Here is a 17,797-nt window from a genome sequence, read left to right as displayed (position 1 = left end):
CGCGTTGATGCCAGCCTCCTTCATCCCGTTTGACAGCATGGCGACACATCGCGGCGCCACCCTTGCCGCTCGGCGCGCCTGCGTCGCCTCACCGAATCGCACCGGAACCTGAACGTCCTATGCAACGCATCCTCAACGTGCTGACTCATCCGCGTACGCTCTCGATCGTCGGGATCGTCGCGCTAGCGGCCATCCTGTTCATCGTCGCCGACATGCTGCAGTTGCCGCTCCTGTGGGCGGCGCTCGCGTTCGCGGCGGTCCTCGCGCTGTGGCTCGTCGTCGCGCTGTGGCGCCGCTGGCGCGTGAAGCGCGCGAACCAGCAGCTCGGCCAGGTGCTGGAAGAGCAGGCGGAAACCGGCAAGATCGCCGCACCGGCCGCTGCCGCGCTCGCACCGGACGCGAAGACGGCCGACCTCGACGTGCTGCGCACGCGCCTGTCGGATGCGGTGAAGACGATCAAGACGTCGAAGATCGGCCAGGTGTCGGGCGGCTCCGCGCTGTACGAGCTGCCGTGGTACATCGTGATCGGCAACCCGGCCGCGGGCAAGAGCAGCGCCGTGCTCAATTCCGGCCTGCAGTTCCCGTTCGCGGACAAGAACAACGCCGTGATCCACGGCATCGGCGGCACGCGCAACTGCGACTGGTTCTTCACGACCGAAGGGATCCTGCTCGACACGGCCGGCCGCTATTCGGTGCACGAGGAAGACCGCAGCGAATGGCTCGGCTTCCTCGGGCTGCTCAAGCGCTACCGTCCGAAGGCGCCGATCAACGGCATCATCGTCACGGCCAGCATCGCCGAACTCACCGGCAACCGCCCCGAATTCGCGATCAACCTCGCGAAAAACCTCCGCCAGCGCGTTCAGGAGCTGACGGAAAAGCTGGAAGTGTTCGCGCCGGTCTACGTGATGTTCACGAAGGCCGACCTGATCACCGGCTTCACCGAATTCTTCAGCAGCAGCGACAAGCACGAGTACGACCGCGTGTGGGGCGCCACCCTGCCCTACGAGCCCGACGACAAGCGTGACGTCGTCGCGCAGTTCGACACGCACTTCGAGGAGCTCTACGAAGGGCTGAAGGAGATCAGCGTCGCGCAGCTGTCGCTGTCGCGCGGCAACCAGCTGTCGCCGGGCCAATTGAGCTTCCCGCTCGAATTCTCGACGATCAAGCCGTCGCTGCGCGCGTTCCTCGCGACGCTGTTCGAGAACAACCCGTTCCAGTACAAGCCGATCTTCCGCGGCTTCTACTTCACCAGCGCGCTGCAGGAAGGCGAAACCAACAGCGCGGCCGCGCAGCGCATCGCGCACCGCTTCGGCCTCGACGGAAGCGCGCTGCCGAAACCGCACAGCGCGTTCTCGAAGAACGGCTTCTTCCTGCGCGACCTGTTCTCGAAGGTGATCTTCGCGGACCGTCAGACGGTGCGCCAGTTCGCGAGCCCGACCAAGACGCGGCTGCGCTACGCGACCTTCTTCGGCTTCGTCGCGGCGCTCGCGCTCGCGCTCGGCGGCTGGACCTGGTCGACGATCGGCAACCAGCAGCTCGTCGCGAACGTGCAGGCCGACCTCGACAACGTCACGCGCCTGCAGCAGGGCCGCAACGACCTGCAGTCGCGCCTGCAGGCGATGGACATCCTCGAGGACCGGATCGAGCAACTCGAACAGTTCCGCCGCGACAAGCCGCTTTCGGTGTCGCTCGGCCTGTACCAGGGCGACCGTCTCGAACAGCACCTGCTGACCGAGTACTACAACGGCGTGCGCCAGATCCTGCTGGCGCCGGTGTCGCAGAACCTCGCGTCGTTCATGAAGGACGTGAACGCGCACCCCGAACAGCTCGTGCCGATGACGCGCCCGCCCGAATCGGGTGCCGTGCAGGGCGGCACGCTGCCGGTCTCGACGAACGCGGCAGGCGCCGCCCCGCAGGCCGGCGCCGTGCCGGCCGCGTCGGGCGCCACGCCGGCCGCCGCCCTGCAACAGGCGGCCGCGCCGCAGGGCGGCCTCTACAGCGACGCGTCGCCGACCAACGTGCAGGACGCGTACAACGCGCTGAAGACGTACCTGATGCTGTCCGACAAGCGTCACGTCGAGCAGGCGCACCTGACCGACCAGCTCGCCCGCTTCTGGCGCGGCTGGCTCGAGACGAATCGCGGCAACATGCCGCGCGACGAGATGATCAGGAGCGCCGAGCGCATGATCTCGTTCTACCTGTCGCGCGTAAACGACAACGACTGGCCGATGATCGACGCGAACCTCGCGCTCGTCGACCAGACCCGCGAGAACCTGCGCCGCGTGGTGCGCGGCATGCCGGCCCGCCAGCGCGTCTACGAGGAAATCAAGGCCCGCGCATCGACCCGCTTCGCGCCGATGACCATCGCGCGCATCGTCGGCGACGGCAATCAGTCGCTGGTTGCCGGCAGCTATGCGATTCCGGGCACGTTCACGCGCGAGGCGTGGTTCGACTACGTGCAGCCGGCGATCCGCGATGCGGCGACGAAGGAACTGCAGGCGAAGGACTGGGTGCTCAACACGTCGACGCAGGACGACCTGACGCTCGAGGGCAGCCCCGAGCAGATCCAGAAGACGCTCGTCGGCATGTACAAGACCGAGTACGCGCAGCACTGGCAGAAGTTCATGCAGGGCATCGCGGTACAGGGCTTCACCAGCTTCGGCCAGGCCGTCGACGGGATGAACCGCCTCGGCGACCCGCAGGATTCGCCGATCCGCAAGATCCTCGAGACCGCGTACGACCAGACGTCGTGGGACAACCCGTCGCTCGCGAACGTGACGATCAAGAAGGCGCAGACGGGCGTCGTGAACTGGGTCAAGCAACTGTTCTCGCGCTCGCAGGCCGGCCAGGTGGCGGCGGCCAACATCGACATCAACGGCAATCCGGCCGAGGTGCCGATGGGCCCGATCGGCCAGGAGTTCGTCGGGCTCGCGCGGATCGTCGCGACGCATGACGGCACGTCGATGCTGAAGGGCTACATGGAGTCGCTGTCGAAGGTCCGCACGCGCTTCAACGTGATCAAGAACCAGGGCGACCCGGGCCCGGGCGCGCGCCAGCTGATGCAGCAGACGCTCGACGGCAGCGGTTCGGAGCTCGCCGATTCGCTGAAGCTCGTCGACGAGCAGATGCTGACGGGTCTGACCGATTCGCAACGCAAGTCGCTGCGCCCGCTGCTGGTGCGGCCGCTGATGCAGGCGTTCGCGGTCGTGATCCAGCCGGCCAGCGCCGAAGTCAACAAGGTGTGGAACGCGCAGGTCTACCAGCCGTTCCAGAGCTCGCTCGCGACGAAGTACCCGTTCGCGGCGAACGCGAAGGTCGAGGCCGGCGCCGGCGAGATCGCGCAGGTGTTCGGTCCGGACGGCTCGATCGCGAAGTTCGTCGGCACGACGCTCGGGCCGCTCGCGGTGCGCCGCGGCGACACGCTCGCCGCCCGCACGTGGGGCGACATGGGCATCGGGCTCACGCCGGAGTTCACGAACGGCTTCGCGCGCTGGGTCGCGCCGCTCGCCGGCGGCGCCGCCGGCAGCGCGGCCGCGTCGGCCGAGCCGCAGACCGTGTTCCAGATCCTGCCGCAACCGAGCACGGGCACGACGGAATACACGATCGCGATCGACGGCCAGCAACTGCGCTACCGCAACACGCCGCCGCAGTGGACCAACTTCGTGTGGCCGAACCCGCAAGGCTCGCCGGGCGCGACGCTGTCCGCAACGACCTTCGACGGCCGCACGGTGCAGCTCGTCAACGAGCCGGGCCGCTACGGTCTCGAGAAGCTGATCAACTCGGCGCAGCGCAAGCGCCGTCCGGACGGCACCTTCGACCTGACGTGGGCACAGGGCAGCGTGAACGTGTCGGTGACGATGCGCATCATCAGCACGTCGCAACCGTCGGCCGGCGGCGGCGACCAGCCGCAGCAACAGAGCCTGCGCGGCCTGCAGCTGCCGTCGTCGGTCGCCGACGCGAGCGCGGGCGCCGCGCAGAACGCGACGCAGTCCGCTACCGGCACGTCCGCTACCGGCATGTCCGCTACCGGCATGTCCGCCACCGGCACGCCGGGCGCAGCGCCGGCCGTCGCGGCCGCCAACGCAACGAATGCACAGAGGGCGCAATGACGCAAACGGTACAGGCGCAAATCGCCTACTTCGGCAAGATTCCGTCGCGCGGCGACTTCGTGAAGAGCGCGCACAATCCGCAGTTGCTGCAGACGCTCGATCGCTGGATCGCGCAGGCGCTGGAGCTGCTCGCGGAAGATCCGCGCTGGAAGATCGTCTACGAGGATGCGAAGCCGATGCATTTCGCGTTCCTCGGCTCGCGCAGCAAGCTCGCGATCGCGGGCCACATGGTCGCGAGCCACGACGTGTCGATGCGCCGCTTCCCGTTCCTCGGCGCCACCGCGCTGGAGGTCGACCGGCCGCTCGCGTTCCTCGCGCGCAGCCCGCTCGCGTTCGCGCGGCTGTGGTCGCGCGTCGCCGCGCAGATCCCGCCGCTGCTCGGCAAGGACGAGCCGCCCGGCGCGCTGCAGGCGCTCGGCGACACCCAGGTGCCGATCGACATCGGCGGCCCGGGTACGTCGCATGACGGCACCTTCAACGATTTCGTCGAACACCAGTCGCTGTACGGCCTGCAGCAGATGCTGCTCGAAAGCGGTCATCCGGTGCGGCTGCGCGGCGCGATGCTCGCGCTCGGCTCGCTGCTGCGGCCGGTGATGCAGAGCGGCTCGTCGCACATCGAGCGCGGCCTCACGCTGCCGCTGCCGGTCGATCCGTTCTACCGCAGCCTCGTCGCCGCGTTCTGGCTCGAGCTGATCGCACCGTTCGTCGCGCAGGCCGACTTCGAGCTCGCGATCTTCATCGGCACGATCGCCGAACGCGAACGGCTCATCATCGGCTTCAACGGTGCGTCGGCGAAAACGCTGCTGAGCGTCGTCGACCCGCAGACCTACGCCGCCCACAACATCGACATCGACGATCCCGAGTGGATCGACGCCCATGCGCAAAACGATCAGCAGATCAGCAAGCTCGTCAGCTACCTCGACCAACCGCAACTCTCGCTGCGCGTCGCCATCGACGCGTTCCGCGAAGCGTTCATCGGAGGCTGACGGCATGCATCGCACGATTCAGGTCCGGCGCGCGCGCCTGTCGGCCGCCGTCTCGCCCGCCCTCGCCGCACTGTTCGCGGCCGGCCTCGTCGCGAGCGGCGCGGCCTTCGCGCAGAACACGGGCGCGACCGTCACGCCGGTCGGCAACGGCACGGTCGCGACGACCGCGCTGCAGCAGGCCAACCCGAACGCCGGCGGCGCGTCCGGTACGGCGGTACACGGCACCGCCGGCACGATCGCGCCGCCGCCCGCGAACGCGACGCCCGGCCAGGTGGTCGTCGGCGGCAAGGTGCCCGACGAAGCGACCAAGGCAGCCGTGCTGCAGAAGCTGCGCGACACCTACGGCGCGACGAACGTCGTCGACCAGATCGAGGTCGGCGACGTCGCGACGCCGCCGAACTGGAGCGCGAACGTGCAGAAGCTGCTCGGCGCGCAGCTCAAGCAGATCAGCAAGGGCCAGTTGAGAATCAACGGCACGCAGATCGAGATGAAGGGCGAGGTGCACAACGAGGCGCAGCGCCAGCAGCTCGCGAGCGACATGGCGAACACGCTGAACCCGACGTACACGATCAAGAACGGGCTGCGCGTGTCCGCGTCCGAACAGGGCGTGCTCGATCAGACGCTCGCGAACCGGACGATCGAGTTCGAGACCGGCAGCGCGACGCTGACGCCGCAGGGCAAGCTGATCCTCGACCAGATGGCGGCCGCGCTCGCGAAGATGCCGAACCGTACGGTCGACATCATCGGCCACACCGACAACTCGGGGAACCGGACGTCGAACATCGCGCTGAGCCAGGCGCGCGCGGATGCGGTGAAGGGCTACCTGATCACGAAGAGCATTCCGCCGCAGCAGATGACGACGACGGGCGTCGGGCCGGATCAGCCGATCGCGCCGAACGATACGGCGGACGGACGGGCGCGGAACCGGCGGATCGAATTCCGCGTCGGGCAGTAACGGGAAACCGGCCGGCCGCTCGCGCGACGGCGACGCGGCACGGCGCGGCACACGACGGGCGGCGGCAGCAATGCGCCGCCCGTCCCGCGTTTACGACTGCTCGTCGGGCCGCACGCCCAGCAGCTCGCGAATGTGCGACAGCGAGCCGTCGTCCTTCACGACGCTCTCGAGCCACTTGTGCAGCGGCATGTCGGCCCATTCGGCCGCCTTGTCGGCGAGATACGCGACCGGGCTGTGCGGCTCGGTCTGGCGGAAATAGCGCGCCACCGCGCGCAACTGATCGACCGCCTGCGCACGGTTCTGGATGCCGGCGATCATCGGCGTCGCCGGAGGACGCGAAGCGGTCTGCTGCGGCACGTGAGTCTCCTCGGTCTGGATCGGCTGGCCGAACACCGGCTCGATGCGCTCGGGCTGGGCCTGCGGCGCTACCTGCGCGTGCGGCGCGCTGCCCGTATAGCCCTGTTCGCGCGCAAAGCGCTCGGCGAGCCGGTACACGGTCTCGAACGCGTCGCGCGCCTGCCGGAAGCTCGGCGCCGAATCGCCCGCGCGCTCGACGAGCCGCTCCTCGAACGCATCGAGCGCGAATTCGAACGCCTTCAGGTTCGCCAGCAGCGCCGTGTAGAACGCGATCGACGTCATGCGCCGCGACGCGTCGATCTGCTCGATCGACGGCTTGCCGCGCGCGATGTCGTCCGCGTGGTCCGGGTCGCGCTTGATCGACTGCGCGACGTGCTGCGCGACTTCCCAGTCGAGCGTACTGAACGCATTCGATGCGCCGTCCGTCAGCGGCACCGCGCGCAGCAACTCGGCCGTGCGGCCGGACAGCCACGCGACGTTGCCGAGCCGGTGCTCGATGTCGTCGTCCTCGGGCAGCGGGTGGAACGTGTCCCAGAACTCGCGGCACAGGCCTTCGAGCAGCGCATAGCCTTCGGTGAGACCCGTGATGCCGTCCTCCAGCGCGAGCGCCTCGGTCAGCCATACGGCGAGCCGCAGGTCCTTCGTGCGCGTGCGCAGCAGCTCGCCCGCATGATCGACGACGAAGCCCCAGTCGGCCTCCTTGATCTCGGTCACCCATTCGCCCTGGTCGAGCGTCGGGTCGTCATAGCGCCGCGCGTCCTGGATCGCGTCGAATTCGTTCGAAAACAGCAAGTCGTCGCCGCTGGGCGACGCCTCGCTGATCGGCGTCAGCAGCTCGGGGAGATTGATCGGCATGGTTCGGTCAGTTCATCAATGCTTGACTGGGCGCGGCCGCGCTCATTCGACGGTGTACGCGAATTCGCCGGCCTCGTCCGCGTGCACCGCGATGCGCGCGATGGCCGCGCCGTCGGCGATCCGGCCGAGCACGTGGCCCGCGATCTCCGGCAGCAGCGTGCCGTTCAGGATGTGGTCGACGTTGCGGGCGCCCGAGTCGACCTCGGTGCAGCGCGCGAGCACCGCCTCGACGAGCGACTCGTCCCATTCGAACGCGGCCTTGTGGTTCGTCTCGATCCGGCGGCGGATGCGCTCGAGCTTCAGCTCGATGATCTCGGCCAGCACGTCGTCGGAAATCGGATAGTACGGCACGACCTTCATCCGGCCGAGGAACGCCGGCTTGAAGGTCTTGTACAGTTGCGGACGCAACGTCTCGGCGAGCGCGTCCGGATCGGGCAATTCGTCGGCCGGCTTGTTCAGGCAGGCCTGCATCACCGCGGCCGAGCCGACGTTCGACGTCAGGATGATCAGCGTGTTGCGGAAGTCGATCTCGCGGCCTTCGGCATCGTCCATCGTGCCCTTGTCGAACACCTGGAAGAACATTTCGAGCACATCCGGGTGCGCCTTCTCGACCTCGTCGAGCAGCACGACGGAATACGGATTGCGGCGCACGGCCTCGGTCAGCACGCCGCCTTCGCCGTAACCGACGTAGCCCGGCGGCGAACCCTTCAGGCCGGACACGCTGTGCGCTTCCTGGTACTCGCTCATGTTGATCGTGACCATCTTGCGCTCGCCGCCATACAGGATGTCGGCCAGCGCCAGCGCCGTCTCGGTCTTGCCGACGCCCGACGGCCCGACGAACATGAACACGCCGCGCGGCTTGTTCGGATCCTCGAGGTTCGCGGTCGCGGTGCGCACGCGCTGCGCGATCGCCTCCAGCGCATGATCCTGGCCGATCACGCGCGCGGCGAGCAGCGGCTGCAGGTTCAGCACGGTGTCGATCTCGTCCTTCACCATCCGGCCGAGCGGAATGCCCGTCCACGCGGCGACGATCTCGGCGACCACGTGGCCGTCGACCTGCAGCGGCACCATCGGCTCGCCGCCCTGCAGCGCATGCAACGCCGCGACGCGTTCGGCGAGCTTGTCGCGGGTGGCCTGCACGTCGACCGGCTGGCCGTCTTCCGACGGGCCGCGCGCGCGGTCGAGCGCGTCGCGCAGTTCGGTGATCTCGGCGACGATCGCGCGCTCGGCTTCGTAGCGTTCTTCGTCCTTCGCCAGTTGTTCGAGCGCCGTGTCGCGCGCGCCGCGCAGCTCGCCGAGCCGCTCGTCGTGCACCGCCCCGCCCGCCGCCTCGCGCTCCAGCGACGCGATTTCCGCATCGATACGCTCGATGCGCTTCCTGGTATCGTCGATCGCCGCCGGCGTCGCGCTGTGCGCGAGCGCGACCTTCGCGCACGCGGTGTCGAGCACGCTGATCGCCTTGTCCGGCAACTGGCGGCCGCTGATGTAGCGGTGCGACAGGCGCACGGCCTCGGTGATCGCGTCGTCGAGAATCCGCACGTCGAAATGCTTCTCCATCAGGCCCGACATCCCGCGCAGCATCGCCGCGGCCAGCGGCTCGCTCGGCTCCTCGACCTTCACGACCTGGAAGCGCCGCACGAGCGCCGCATCCTTCTCGAAGTACTTCTTGTATTCGCTCCACGTCGTCGCGGCGATCGTGCGCAGCTCGCCGCGCGCGAGCGCCGGCTTCAGCAGGTTCGCCGCGTCGTTCTGGCCGGCCTGGCCGCCCGCGCCGATGATCGTGTGCGCCTCGTCGATGAACAGGATGATCGGATGCGCGCTCTTCTTCACTTCGTCGATCACGCTCTTCAGGCGGTTCTCGAACTCGCCCTTCACGCTCGCGCCGGCCTGCAGCAGCCCCATGTCGAGCACGTGCAGCGCGACGCCGCGCAACGGCGGCGGCACGTCGTCGGCCGCGATCCGCAGCGCGAGCCCCTCGACGACCGCCGTTTTGCCGACGCCGGCCTCGCCGGTCATGATCGGGTTGTTCTGGCGGCGGCGCATCAGGATGTCGATCGCCTGGCGGATCTCCGCTTCGCGGCCGATCACCGGGTCGATCTTGCCGTCGCGCGCGCGCTGCGTGAGGTTGGTCGTGTACGTATCGAGCGCGGGCGTCTTCGACGGGCCGGCCGCGGGCGCCATGCCGTCGGCGGCCGGCGCGACGTCGCTGCCGTCTTCATCCGCCTGACGCGGCTCGGCTTCGCTCGAACCGGCCATGATTTCGTCGAACTTGTGCTTCAGGTCCGTCACGTTCATTTCCGCGAACCGCGACGACATCCGTTGCGCGAACTGCGCGAGATCGGGCGCGGTCAGCAGCGCGAGCAGCAGGTGCCCCGAGCGAATGCGACCGAGCTGCGAATCGAGCGACGCGATCAGCCACGCCTGCTCGAACAGCGCGATCAGATGCACGGAGAACACCGGCGTGCGCGTGTTGCCCGTCTTCAGGCGCGTCAGCTCGCGTTCGAGATCGGCATGCAGCGCATGCGGGTCGACGCGGCTCGCGCGCAATGCGAGCGGCAGGTCGCCCGTCGCTTCGTCGAGCAACGCGAGGAACAGGTGCTCCAGATCGACCTCGTAGTGGCCGCGCGCCAGGCACGCGCTCGCCGCGCGCTCGGTCGCGTGGCGGCACAGCGGGTTCAGTTTCGTGATCAGGGTCTTCAGAGGCGTGCTCATGGCGTCGATCTCAGGTTCGATTGCTTGTTGTTGTCAGGGTCAGTGAATCACGTGCAGCTCGTAGCGGGCGTCGGAGCGGTCTTCGGCGGCGTCGCGCGTGCAGAGGAACGCATCCCAGCCGAGCCGCGAGCCCACACCGAGCATGCTCGCGCCGACTTCCGTGCGCTTCAGCACGAGCCTCACCTCGTACTCGAGCGTGACGCCGGCGAGCAGCGTCAGCATCCGCTCGAGCGCGACGGCGTGCGCGCCGCCGGGCAGGAACGCCTCGTAATCGCGCTTGGACAGCGGGCCGACGACGATCCGTGCACGCATGTCGCGCTGCCACACGCGCTCGCCGACGAGCGCCGTCGCGCCGAGCACCGCGTTGACTTCGCCGAGCACGCTCAGTTGATCGGGCGGCACGTCGTACCACTTGCCGACGAACTGGTCGATCTTCACCGGCACGCGGAAGTAATCGGACAGCGTGCGCTGCAGGTAAGCCGCCGACATCGGCCGGTGCCGCGCGGCCAGCGCGTAGCCGGCCACGGCCTCGTCGAGCACGCCGCCCGGGCCGGCGGCGAGACTGTCGCGCACCTCGTCGCTCGGCACGCCGGCGATCGCGAGCAGCAGCGGCAGGTAGCGCTCGTCGCGGTCGAGTTCGTAATGGAACGGCAGCCGGTATTTCTTCCACGCCGCATAGAACAGCGCGGTCGCGCGGTTCGAGAACACGTCGAAGAACGCGCGCGCCGCGTGGTCGCGCCTCAGATGCTCGCGCGCGACGATCTGCTCGGTGTAGTGCAGCGGCAGCGCGCCCTGCCCGCCGAGCAGCCCGAAGAACGCGGGCGTCAGCTCGACGCGGCCGAGCTCGCCGGCGGCCAGTGCGGTGTCGCGCTGCTCGTCCGAGTTCAGCGGCGTGCCGTCGTCGTCGTACGAACGCGCGCCCTCGATCTCGCTCGGCGGGAAGCCGAGCGACAGCGTGTTGCGGAATGCGATGCGCTGCGCGACCACGTCGCCCTGCCGCCACGCGCCGGGCGCATCCGACGCCTGCCGCGCGAACAGCCCTTCGAGCACGCGCACCGCCTGGAAGAATTCGAAGCGATGCGGCTCGTCGAGCAGCGCGTCGACTACGCCAGGATCGATTCGCCGGTTCGGGGCTTGCATCGAATGATCTCCTCGCCGGTGCGCTTCGACACGACGACCAATTGAACGAAACTGTTGAGGTGGACGTACAGCCCGAAGAAGCTGTCGAGCACGCGCACGAACGACGCGAGGCTCGCGCCGACGAAGTGTTCCTCGTCGATCGTCAGCCGGATCTCGATGCCGCGCACGAATGTCGCGAACGGCTTGCCGGGCAGCCACTGCACGGCGCCGCGCTGCTCGATGCCGGCGAGGCCGTCGATCTGGCGCATTGACACGGCGGTGCGTCGCAGGTCGTACAGCGTCAGCATTTCCTTCAGCGGCGCGAGGCCGTGCGCGACGAGCGACACGTGGTTGAGCGCGAGGTGCGACACGAGCCGCCAGTGCGCGGCGCGGCCGCGCTCGAAGCGCACGCTTTGCGTCGGGCGGCGCAGCAGCGAGATGCCGCTCGTCTGCGCGCCGCCTTCCTGGAACAGGTCGCCGCCTTCGAGGCCGAACGCCAGCATCGCCGGCAGGTCGCGGTTCGTGCAGGTGAGGTCGAGGCTCAGCGTGTCGGTCTGCGGCGACGTCGGCTCGAAGTCGATGTCGACGATCGAAATCTCGGTTTCGTAGCCGGGGCTTTTCTGCGCGACCCAGTCGTTGCGGCGCGCGAACCAGTAATGACCGATCCGCGCCGATTCGCCGTGATGCAGCGAATAGAACGGCCGGAACTCGATCACCGATTCCTCGTGCGCCTGCTGCCGGACGAGCTTCACCGAATCGATCGAATACACCTCGTACGCGAACGCGCGCCGCGCCTCGGCGATCACCGGATACGACACCGCGCGGTGCGTGATGCGGATCGGCTCGCCGTGCTGGCGGAACAGGTTGACGATGGGCGTGCAGAACAGCCGGAAATGGCTCGCCGTCAGCAGCTCGAGCAGGCGCGCGACGTGCGAATCGCTGCGCACGTCCTGCAGTACCAGATGCAGCGTCGCGCGCTGGCAGCGGCCGGCCGCGCGTGCGATCGCCGCGAGGTCGAAGTCGACGAAATCGAACTTGTCGGGGAACGCGAAGTATTCGGTAAGCAGCCGGTACGCGGGATGCGATTTCGCCGGATAGTCGATCAGCGCGTCGTCCTCGGCGAAGCCGGCCTGCGCGATCGGCAGCTTGCGCAGCGCGGTCCAGCGGCCGTTGCGTTCGGGCTCGACGTACGCGCCGAGCACGTTGACGAACAGGCAGTCGGTCAGCGCGGCGACGAACGACTGCTCGCCGTGCAGATGCGCACGCAGCGTCGACACCTTCAGCGCGCCGAGATCGAGCTGCGCGGCGAGCGATTCGAACGTGATCGAGATCACGCCCGTCGCGTTCGACGGCAGCACCGTCGCGCTCGGCGCGAGCGCGACCGGCGTATAGCGCGCCTCCGAGATGCGGATCGGCGCGAGCGTCACGTCGTAGGCGGTGCGGAACCGGCATTGCACGCCGCGGATCGGGCGGCTCTTCAGCTCGGTGCCGCGATCGACCACGACCGGTTCGGTCTGCTGGCCGGGCGAAGCCGGCGTGAACTGCGCGATCGAGCAGGACGGAAACGGCCGCAGGTAGTGCGGATACAGCACTTCCAGCAGCGCTTCGGTGAATTCGGGGTAGTCGTCGTCGAGCTTCTTGTTGATGCGCGCGCCGAGCAGCGCGAACGATTCGATCATCCGCTCGACGTGCGGATCCTCGCAATGCTCGCCGGACAGCGCGAGGCGCGCGGCGATCTTCGGATAGCGTTCGGCGAAATCTCGCGAATAGCGCCGCAAAAACGATAATTCGCGTTCGTAATACGGCAGCAACTCTTCCATCGACGACCCCGAACCTCAATGTTTCATGCCGGACCTGATCGACCACCGGGCGGTCCGGCCCGCTCGGCGGCTTGATTTACTGCATTCGTGCCGCGCGTGCGCGCGTGACCGAATATTGCAGCGTCGACGGTTGCAACATCGCGTCGAAACTCACCGGCTCCTCGGCCGGGTGCACGACGAGCAGTGCCTGGATCGCGAAGTAGAGCGCGTTGGTGGCCTGCTCGTTCAGCTCGAACGTCACCTGCACCTGCTGCAGGCGCGGCTCGTGGCGCGCGATGGCCTGCTGGATCGACTTGCAGATGAACGCGCGATCGTAGTGGCTCGCGAGGCTCAGCCCCGCGAAATCGTTCAGTCCGTAGGTCAGCACCGATTTCTGGCATTCCGGCAGTGCGGCCAGCTCGTCCTCGGTGTGCGCGATACGGGTGTTGAGGATCGCCTCGACGTCGCGGGCGACCGTATTCTTGAGCTCGTCCAGCGACAATTGCCGCATCGCCGCCGCTGCGGGCAGATGCGGTTCGTCGTCGAACAGCTTGTCGAGAAAACTGGGTTCGAATCGTTTCATGACGAAAACGGCAACGGGACGCGACGCGCCCCGTTGCCGCAACCGACCTTAGACCGCGTAGGTCTTGTCGTTCTTCGTCAGGCTCCAGGCGCCTTGCGTGTTGCCGCCCTGGTTGCCGCCGATCTTCTGCTGGGTTTGCTTCCACTGCACGGCTGCGTATTTCAGCGAGAACGTCTCGATCGGCAGACCTTCCTCGCGAACGCTCGGTGCGATGCTCGAGATGATCACGTACTTGAGCTTGACTTCCAGATACTGCACGCGCTTGCCTTCACCGTCCGCGCGCGAGAAATGGACCGTCACTTCGTCGAACGTGGTACCGCCCGAAGCGTGCTGATACAGCAGCGGGCTCGACGAATCGATTTCCTTCGTGAAGATCATGTCGCCGTGCTCGCAACGCGTCATCGTGTGACCGCCAGCGGTCGATGCGGTTGCCGAACGCGGCTGAACGATCGAGTGATCCCACGATTTCAGTTCGATCCAGCCCTGATGGTCTTTGTCCGCGGACTCGCCCTTCACCGCGGGACTACCAAACTGCAAGTGCATATGTAACATGGCCCTTCGACTCCCCAAAGAGGTGGTTTTAACGTCCTACCCAGGCGGCCCGCCCGGGCGATTTACTCGCTTATGAATTTGCCGGTTTGGGCAGATCAGCGACAAGTCGCAGAGAAATCGAGAGTTCGTCGAGCTGAAAGTGCGGGCGCAGGAACGCGACCGAACGATACGAGCCCGGCTTGCCCGGAATCTCCGACACTTGTATGGATGCCTCGCGCAGCGGAAATTGCGCTTTCTGTTCCTGCGAGGCGTTGTCGTCGAGCAGGACGTATTGCGAAATCCACCGGTTGAGGAAAGTCTCCACGTTCTGCGCCGATGCGAAGCTGCCGATCTTGTCCCGCATCATCGCCTTCAGGTAGTGCGCGACGCGCGATACCGAGAAGATGTACTGAAGCTGGGCGGACAGGACGGCGTTCGCATTCGCGCTGTCGGTGCTGTATTTTTTCGGCTTCTGCACCGACTGCGCAGCGAAGAACGCGGCGTAATCCGAGTTCTTGCAATGGACGAGCGGGATGAAGCCGAGGTCGCTCAGCTCCTTCTCGCGGCGATCGGTAATCGCGATTTCGGTCGGGCACTTCAGCGCGACTTCACCGTCGTCGGTCTTGAACGTGTGGGTCGGCAGATCCTCGACGAGGCCGCCGCCTTCGACGCCGCGGATCGCCGCGCACCAGCCGAAGTCGTCGAACGCGGCCGTCAGGCGTGCCGCGAAGGCCCATGCCGCGTTGCACCACAGGTACTTGTCGTGATCGGTGCCGTCGACTTCCTCGACGAAGTTGAAGTTCTCCGCGGTCTGGCCGTCCTTCGGATTGAACGGCAGGCGGCCGAGGAAGCGCGGCAGCGTCAGGCCGACGTAGCGCGAGTCCTCGGCGTCGCGGAACGACTTCCACTTCGCGTATTCGACGGTATCGAACACCTTGCCGAGGTCGCGCGGCTTGCCGAGGTCGGAGAACGACTCGAGACCGAGCAGTTCCGGCGACGCCGACGCGATGAACGGCGCATGCGCGGCCGCCGCGACGTGCGACATCTGCTCGATGAAGTACATGTCTTCCGGCTGGCGCGAGATCTCGTAATCGCCGATCAGCGCACCGAACGGCGAGCCGCCGAACGTGCCGAATTCTTCTTCGTAAACCTTCTTGAACAGCGCGCTCTGGTCGAACTCGCTCGCGCCCTTGAAGTCGCGCACGAGATCGCGCTTCGGTGCGTGCAGCGCCTTGATCTTGATCGTCTGGCCCGTGTTGCTTTCCTTGACCAGATAGTCCATCCCGCGCCACGTGCTTTCGAGGCGCTGGAATTCCGGCGCGTGCATCACGGCGGAAAGCTGCGTGGAAATCAGGCGGTCGAGTTCCGCGACGCGCGCGTCGATCGTGGCCGACAGGTTGTCCGACACGATCACCGTGCCGTCGAGCACCTGGTGCACGAGTTCGCCGATCAGGTCCTTCGCACGCGCATGCTCGGAATCGGATTTCGCGACCTTGCTCTTCTCGACGATGTCGTCGAGCAACGAAGTCCCGGCGGCGTATTCCGCGCCGCTCGCTTGGGCCGCAGCCGTTTGCTGGTTCATCTCAACACTCCGTCGTCATTCGCCGTCTTTGTCGCCGCCGGTGCCCTTCGCGAGCGCCTGCAGCTGCTGCGTGTTCTTCAGCACCTCGGACAGCAGATCCTCGAGCTTGTCGTTGCCGGCGAGCTTGTTGCGCAGGTCGGCCAGCTTCGAGCGCGCCTCGAGCAGGCGGCGCAGCGGCTCGACCTGTTCGACGACTTGGTCCGGGCTGAAATCCGACAGCGAGCGGAACTTCAGGTCGACCGCGAACTTGCCGCCTTCCGGGCTCAGGCGGTTTTCCACCTGGAACGCAGCACGCGGCTCGATCGCCTTCATCACGTCGTCGAAATTGTCGCGGTCGATATTGACGAACTTGCGATCGCGCAGCTTCGGCTGCTCGATTTCGGACTGGCCCGCCAGATCGCCGACGACCCCGACGACGAACGGCAGCTCCTTCACCTCGATCGCATCGCCCTTCTCGACCTCGTAGGTCAGCTGGACGCGCGGCGGCCGTATTTTCTGCAAGCTTTTCTGAATGCTTTCTTTCTTGGCCATCTCGACGGCTCCCAGGTTAGTTGTGGTTATCGCGTCAGTTGCGGTTTCAGTTGCGCAGTGCGCCGAACGGATCCGCGCTGCCCTTTTGCGCCGTGGGCGGCGTCGGCGCGGTCGACGCCGCCGCCTCGGCGGCCGGTGCGGCGCCGCCCCTCGGACGATGGACGACCCGGCGCGGCGGGCGCGGTTTCGCGACCTTCGTTTCCGGCGGGAACAGCGCCGATTCGCCGAGCGTGTCGCGCAGTTGCTTCGCGAGCGCCTGCGCGTCGGACTTCGCGTCGCCCGCGAGCGACGCGTCCTGGCGCAGCTCGCCGAGCGACTGCGTCGCGATCCGCAGGCCGGCGACGGCCAGCACGCTCTTCGCCTGACGATCGGTCGCGTCGCGCTGCAGCGCTTCCTGGGCGGCGACGATCGCCTGCCCGTAATGGTTTTGTGCGAACTGGATTTGCGCGATGCGCGACCACGGTTCCTCGCGCGTCGGATCCGACTTCGCGAGCTGCTGGTACAGGCCGAGCGCCTTGTCCTGGTCCCCCGCCTTCGCGACGGCGTCTGCATCGGCCAGCGACTTGTTGAACACTTCCGCAGTCGGCGGCGCGGGAGGCTGGCTCGCACAGCCGGCGATCACGCCGCAAGCCACCACTACCCCAGACAGTTTTGCGAACAGACGGTCTTTCATCGTTATATCCACCGGCGCGTGAGTTTTAAATCGTTGAGAATCTGGTTCTTTTGCTTTGCAAGAAGCGCGCGGGTATAGTACCGATCAATTTTTCATAATTCAATCGTCGTGTGAAGAGTAATTCCTTTTAAAACCGGGCGCTACCCCCTCGAATGGCCTCTCGCCGCGGGCTCGCGGCGGTTTTTCTTTCGACCGGAATGCGCAAGTTTTACTGGCCGCACGACCCGCCGCCCGGATGGCGGAAAAAATTTCCGAACGCTTGCCTGGCGCGGGCGTGCTTAATAGTTGAACGGTGCAATGTCGGGGATACGCAGCGAACGCGGCAATATCCCGGCAGTTTTGACAGGGATAAAGGCGGCACGCCGGAAAAACGATGAGATCGTCCATGATTCGCTACGCGCTGCCGCTGGTTGCGTGCGCCCTTCTGGCCGGATGCGCGGCCGCCCCGCTGCTCGGCTCGGCCGCCAGCGCCGTAATGTCCGCGGCCGGCATCGGCAAGCCCGAGGTGCCCGACGCGCAGAAACCGCCGCGCAATATCGGCCTCACGCTGGCCGCCGCGCCGAACCTGAATGCAGCGACCGACCACAAGCCGCTCGCGCTCGTCGTCCGGCTCTATGCGCTGAAGGACCCGACCTCGTTCCAGCAAGCGCCGTTCGACGCATTTACCGATCCGACCAAGGAAAAAGCCGCACTCGGCGCCGATCTGCTGAATGTGCGCGAAATCACGCTGATTCCGGGCCAGCGCTATACGGCAACCGAGAAGGTGTCGCGTGAAGCGCAGGCATTCGGCATCGTCGCGCTGTTCCGCGATCCCGCAATACAACGATGGAAACTGACGTTCGATCCGGTGAAGTCGGAGAAATCCGGCATAATCGTCGGCCTGCATAATTGCGCGATGACGGTCACCGACGGTACGGTCATCGCTCCGCAGCAGGGTGCGCCGTCGCAACCGCTGAATATGCTTTCTTCGGTCTCCTGCGGTTAAACATGACGCACGAATGTCAA

Annotated in this window: 13 protein-coding genes; 4 read left to right on the top strand and 9 right to left on the bottom strand. The window is 66.9% G+C overall.

Annotated features, from left to right (window positions below; all coding sequences use genetic code 11):
• The first annotated feature begins 119 nt into the window (after positions 1 to 119).
• The 3 genes from tssM to WS89_RS27765 are packed head-to-tail and all read left to right on the top strand — an operon-like array spanning position 120 to position 6,050.
• Complete coding sequence (gene tssM / locus WS89_RS27775; RefSeq protein ID WP_059795196.1) at positions 120 to 4,109, top strand: type VI secretion system membrane subunit TssM; 3,990 nt, start codon at positions 120 to 122, stop codon at positions 4,107 to 4,109.
• Positions 4,106 to 5,095 (top strand): type VI secretion system-associated protein TagF, encoded by a 990-nt coding sequence (gene tagF, locus WS89_RS27770; RefSeq protein ID WP_034209805.1) that lies wholly within the window; start codon positions 4,106 to 4,108, stop codon positions 5,093 to 5,095. Before tssM ends, tagF begins: the two co-directional genes overlap by 4 nt.
• 4 nt (positions 5,096 to 5,099) lie before the next feature.
• Positions 5,100 to 6,050, top strand: a complete 951-nt coding sequence (locus WS89_RS27765) for an OmpA family protein (protein ID WP_059795194.1) — start codon at positions 5,100 to 5,102, stop codon at positions 6,048 to 6,050.
• 90 nt (positions 6,051 to 6,140) lie between these two features.
• On the opposite strand, the gene tssA is transcribed toward WS89_RS27765, so the two are convergent.
• The 9 genes from tssA to WS89_RS27720 form a co-directional block, all read right to left on the bottom strand.
• Positions 6,141 to 7,262, bottom strand: coding sequence for a type VI secretion system protein TssA (gene tssA / locus WS89_RS27760; protein WP_059795190.1), 1,122 nt, complete (start codon positions 7,260 to 7,262; stop codon positions 6,141 to 6,143).
• Positions 7,263 to 7,304: 42 nt separating this feature from the next.
• A complete protein-coding gene (gene tssH, locus WS89_RS27755; RefSeq protein ID WP_059795186.1) occupies positions 7,305 to 9,974 on the bottom strand; it encodes a type VI secretion system ATPase TssH in 2,670 nt (889 codons plus the stop codon).
• Between the two features lie 39 nt (positions 9,975 to 10,013).
• A complete protein-coding gene (gene tssG / locus WS89_RS27750; protein ID WP_059499707.1) occupies positions 10,014 to 11,114 on the bottom strand; it encodes a type VI secretion system baseplate subunit TssG in 1,101 nt (366 codons plus the stop codon).
• Positions 11,078 to 12,913 (bottom strand): type VI secretion system baseplate subunit TssF, encoded by a 1,836-nt coding sequence (gene tssF / locus WS89_RS27745; RefSeq protein WP_059795184.1) that lies wholly within the window; start codon positions 12,911 to 12,913, stop codon positions 11,078 to 11,080. The genes tssG and tssF overlap by 37 nt, the downstream gene beginning before the upstream one ends.
• Positions 12,914 to 12,989: 76 nt before the next feature.
• Positions 12,990 to 13,475 carry a type VI secretion system baseplate subunit TssE gene (gene tssE / locus WS89_RS27740; protein ID WP_059499709.1) on the bottom strand — a complete coding sequence of 162 codons (486 nt, stop codon included), beginning with the start codon at positions 13,473 to 13,475 and terminating at the stop codon, positions 12,990 to 12,992.
• Positions 13,476 to 13,523: 48 nt separating this feature from the next.
• Entirely contained in the window at positions 13,524 to 14,027 is a 504-nt protein-coding gene (locus WS89_RS27735) for an Hcp family type VI secretion system effector (RefSeq protein WP_059449787.1), read from the bottom strand.
• A 70-nt stretch (positions 14,028 to 14,097) separates the two neighbouring features.
• Complete coding sequence (gene tssC / locus WS89_RS27730; protein ID WP_059499710.1) at positions 14,098 to 15,588, bottom strand: type VI secretion system contractile sheath large subunit; 1,491 nt, start codon at positions 15,586 to 15,588, stop codon at positions 14,098 to 14,100.
• 15 nt (positions 15,589 to 15,603) lie between these two features.
• A complete protein-coding gene (gene tssB, locus WS89_RS27725) occupies positions 15,604 to 16,119 on the bottom strand; it encodes a type VI secretion system contractile sheath small subunit (protein ID WP_059499711.1) in 516 nt (171 codons plus the stop codon).
• Between the two features lie 46 nt (positions 16,120 to 16,165).
• Complete coding sequence (locus WS89_RS27720) at positions 16,166 to 16,792, bottom strand: tetratricopeptide repeat protein (protein WP_059795180.1); 627 nt, start codon at positions 16,790 to 16,792, stop codon at positions 16,166 to 16,168.
• 373 nt (positions 16,793 to 17,165) lie between these two features.
• Here WS89_RS27720 and tssJ point away from each other — a divergent pair, with 373 nt between their 5' ends.
• Positions 17,166 to 17,777 carry a type VI secretion system lipoprotein TssJ gene (tssJ, locus tag WS89_RS27715; RefSeq protein ID WP_034209794.1) on the top strand — a complete coding sequence of 204 codons (612 nt, stop codon included), beginning with the start codon at positions 17,166 to 17,168 and terminating at the stop codon, positions 17,775 to 17,777.
• The last annotated feature ends 20 nt before the right edge of the window (positions 17,778 to 17,797 follow it).

Origin of the sequence: Burkholderia sp. MSMB1072 (assembly GCF_001524725.1) — a bacterium.
Lineage (GTDB): Bacteria > Pseudomonadota > Gammaproteobacteria > Burkholderiales > Burkholderiaceae > Burkholderia.
This window is presented reverse-complemented; position numbering and strand designations above follow the sequence as displayed.

Bases quoted from the DNA above. Each gene is read 5' to 3' on its own strand.
- tssM (WP_059795196.1), top strand. From the start codon at position 120: ATGCAACGCATCCTCAACGTGCTGACTCATCCGCGTACGCTCTCGATC.
- tagF (WP_034209805.1), top strand. From the start codon at position 4,106: ATGACGCAAACGGTACAGGCGCAAATCGCCTACTTCGGCAAGATTCCG.
- WS89_RS27765 (WP_059795194.1), top strand. From the start codon at position 5,100: ATGCATCGCACGATTCAGGTCCGGCGCGCGCGCCTGTCGGCCGCCGTC.
- tssA (WP_059795190.1), bottom strand. From the start codon at position 7,262: ATGCCGATCAATCTCCCCGAGCTGCTGACGCCGATCAGCGAGGCGTCG.
- tssH (WP_059795186.1), bottom strand. From the start codon at position 9,974: ATGAGCACGCCTCTGAAGACCCTGATCACGAAACTGAACCCGCTGTGC.
- tssG (WP_059499707.1), bottom strand. From the start codon at position 11,114: ATGCAAGCCCCGAACCGGCGAATCGATCCTGGCGTAGTCGACGCGCTG.
- tssF (WP_059795184.1), bottom strand. From the start codon at position 12,913: ATGGAAGAGTTGCTGCCGTATTACGAACGCGAATTATCGTTTTTGCGG.
- tssE (WP_059499709.1), bottom strand. From the start codon at position 13,475: ATGAAACGATTCGAACCCAGTTTTCTCGACAAGCTGTTCGACGACGAA.
- WS89_RS27735 (WP_059449787.1), bottom strand. From the start codon at position 14,027: ATGTTACATATGCACTTGCAGTTTGGTAGTCCCGCGGTGAAGGGCGAG.
- tssC (WP_059499710.1), bottom strand. From the start codon at position 15,588: ATGAACCAGCAAACGGCTGCGGCCCAAGCGAGCGGCGCGGAATACGCC.
- tssB (WP_059499711.1), bottom strand. From the start codon at position 16,119: ATGGCCAAGAAAGAAAGCATTCAGAAAAGCTTGCAGAAAATACGGCCG.
- WS89_RS27720 (WP_059795180.1), bottom strand. From the start codon at position 16,792: ATGAAAGACCGTCTGTTCGCAAAACTGTCTGGGGTAGTGGTGGCTTGC.
- tssJ (WP_034209794.1), top strand. From the start codon at position 17,166: ATGAGATCGTCCATGATTCGCTACGCGCTGCCGCTGGTTGCGTGCGCC.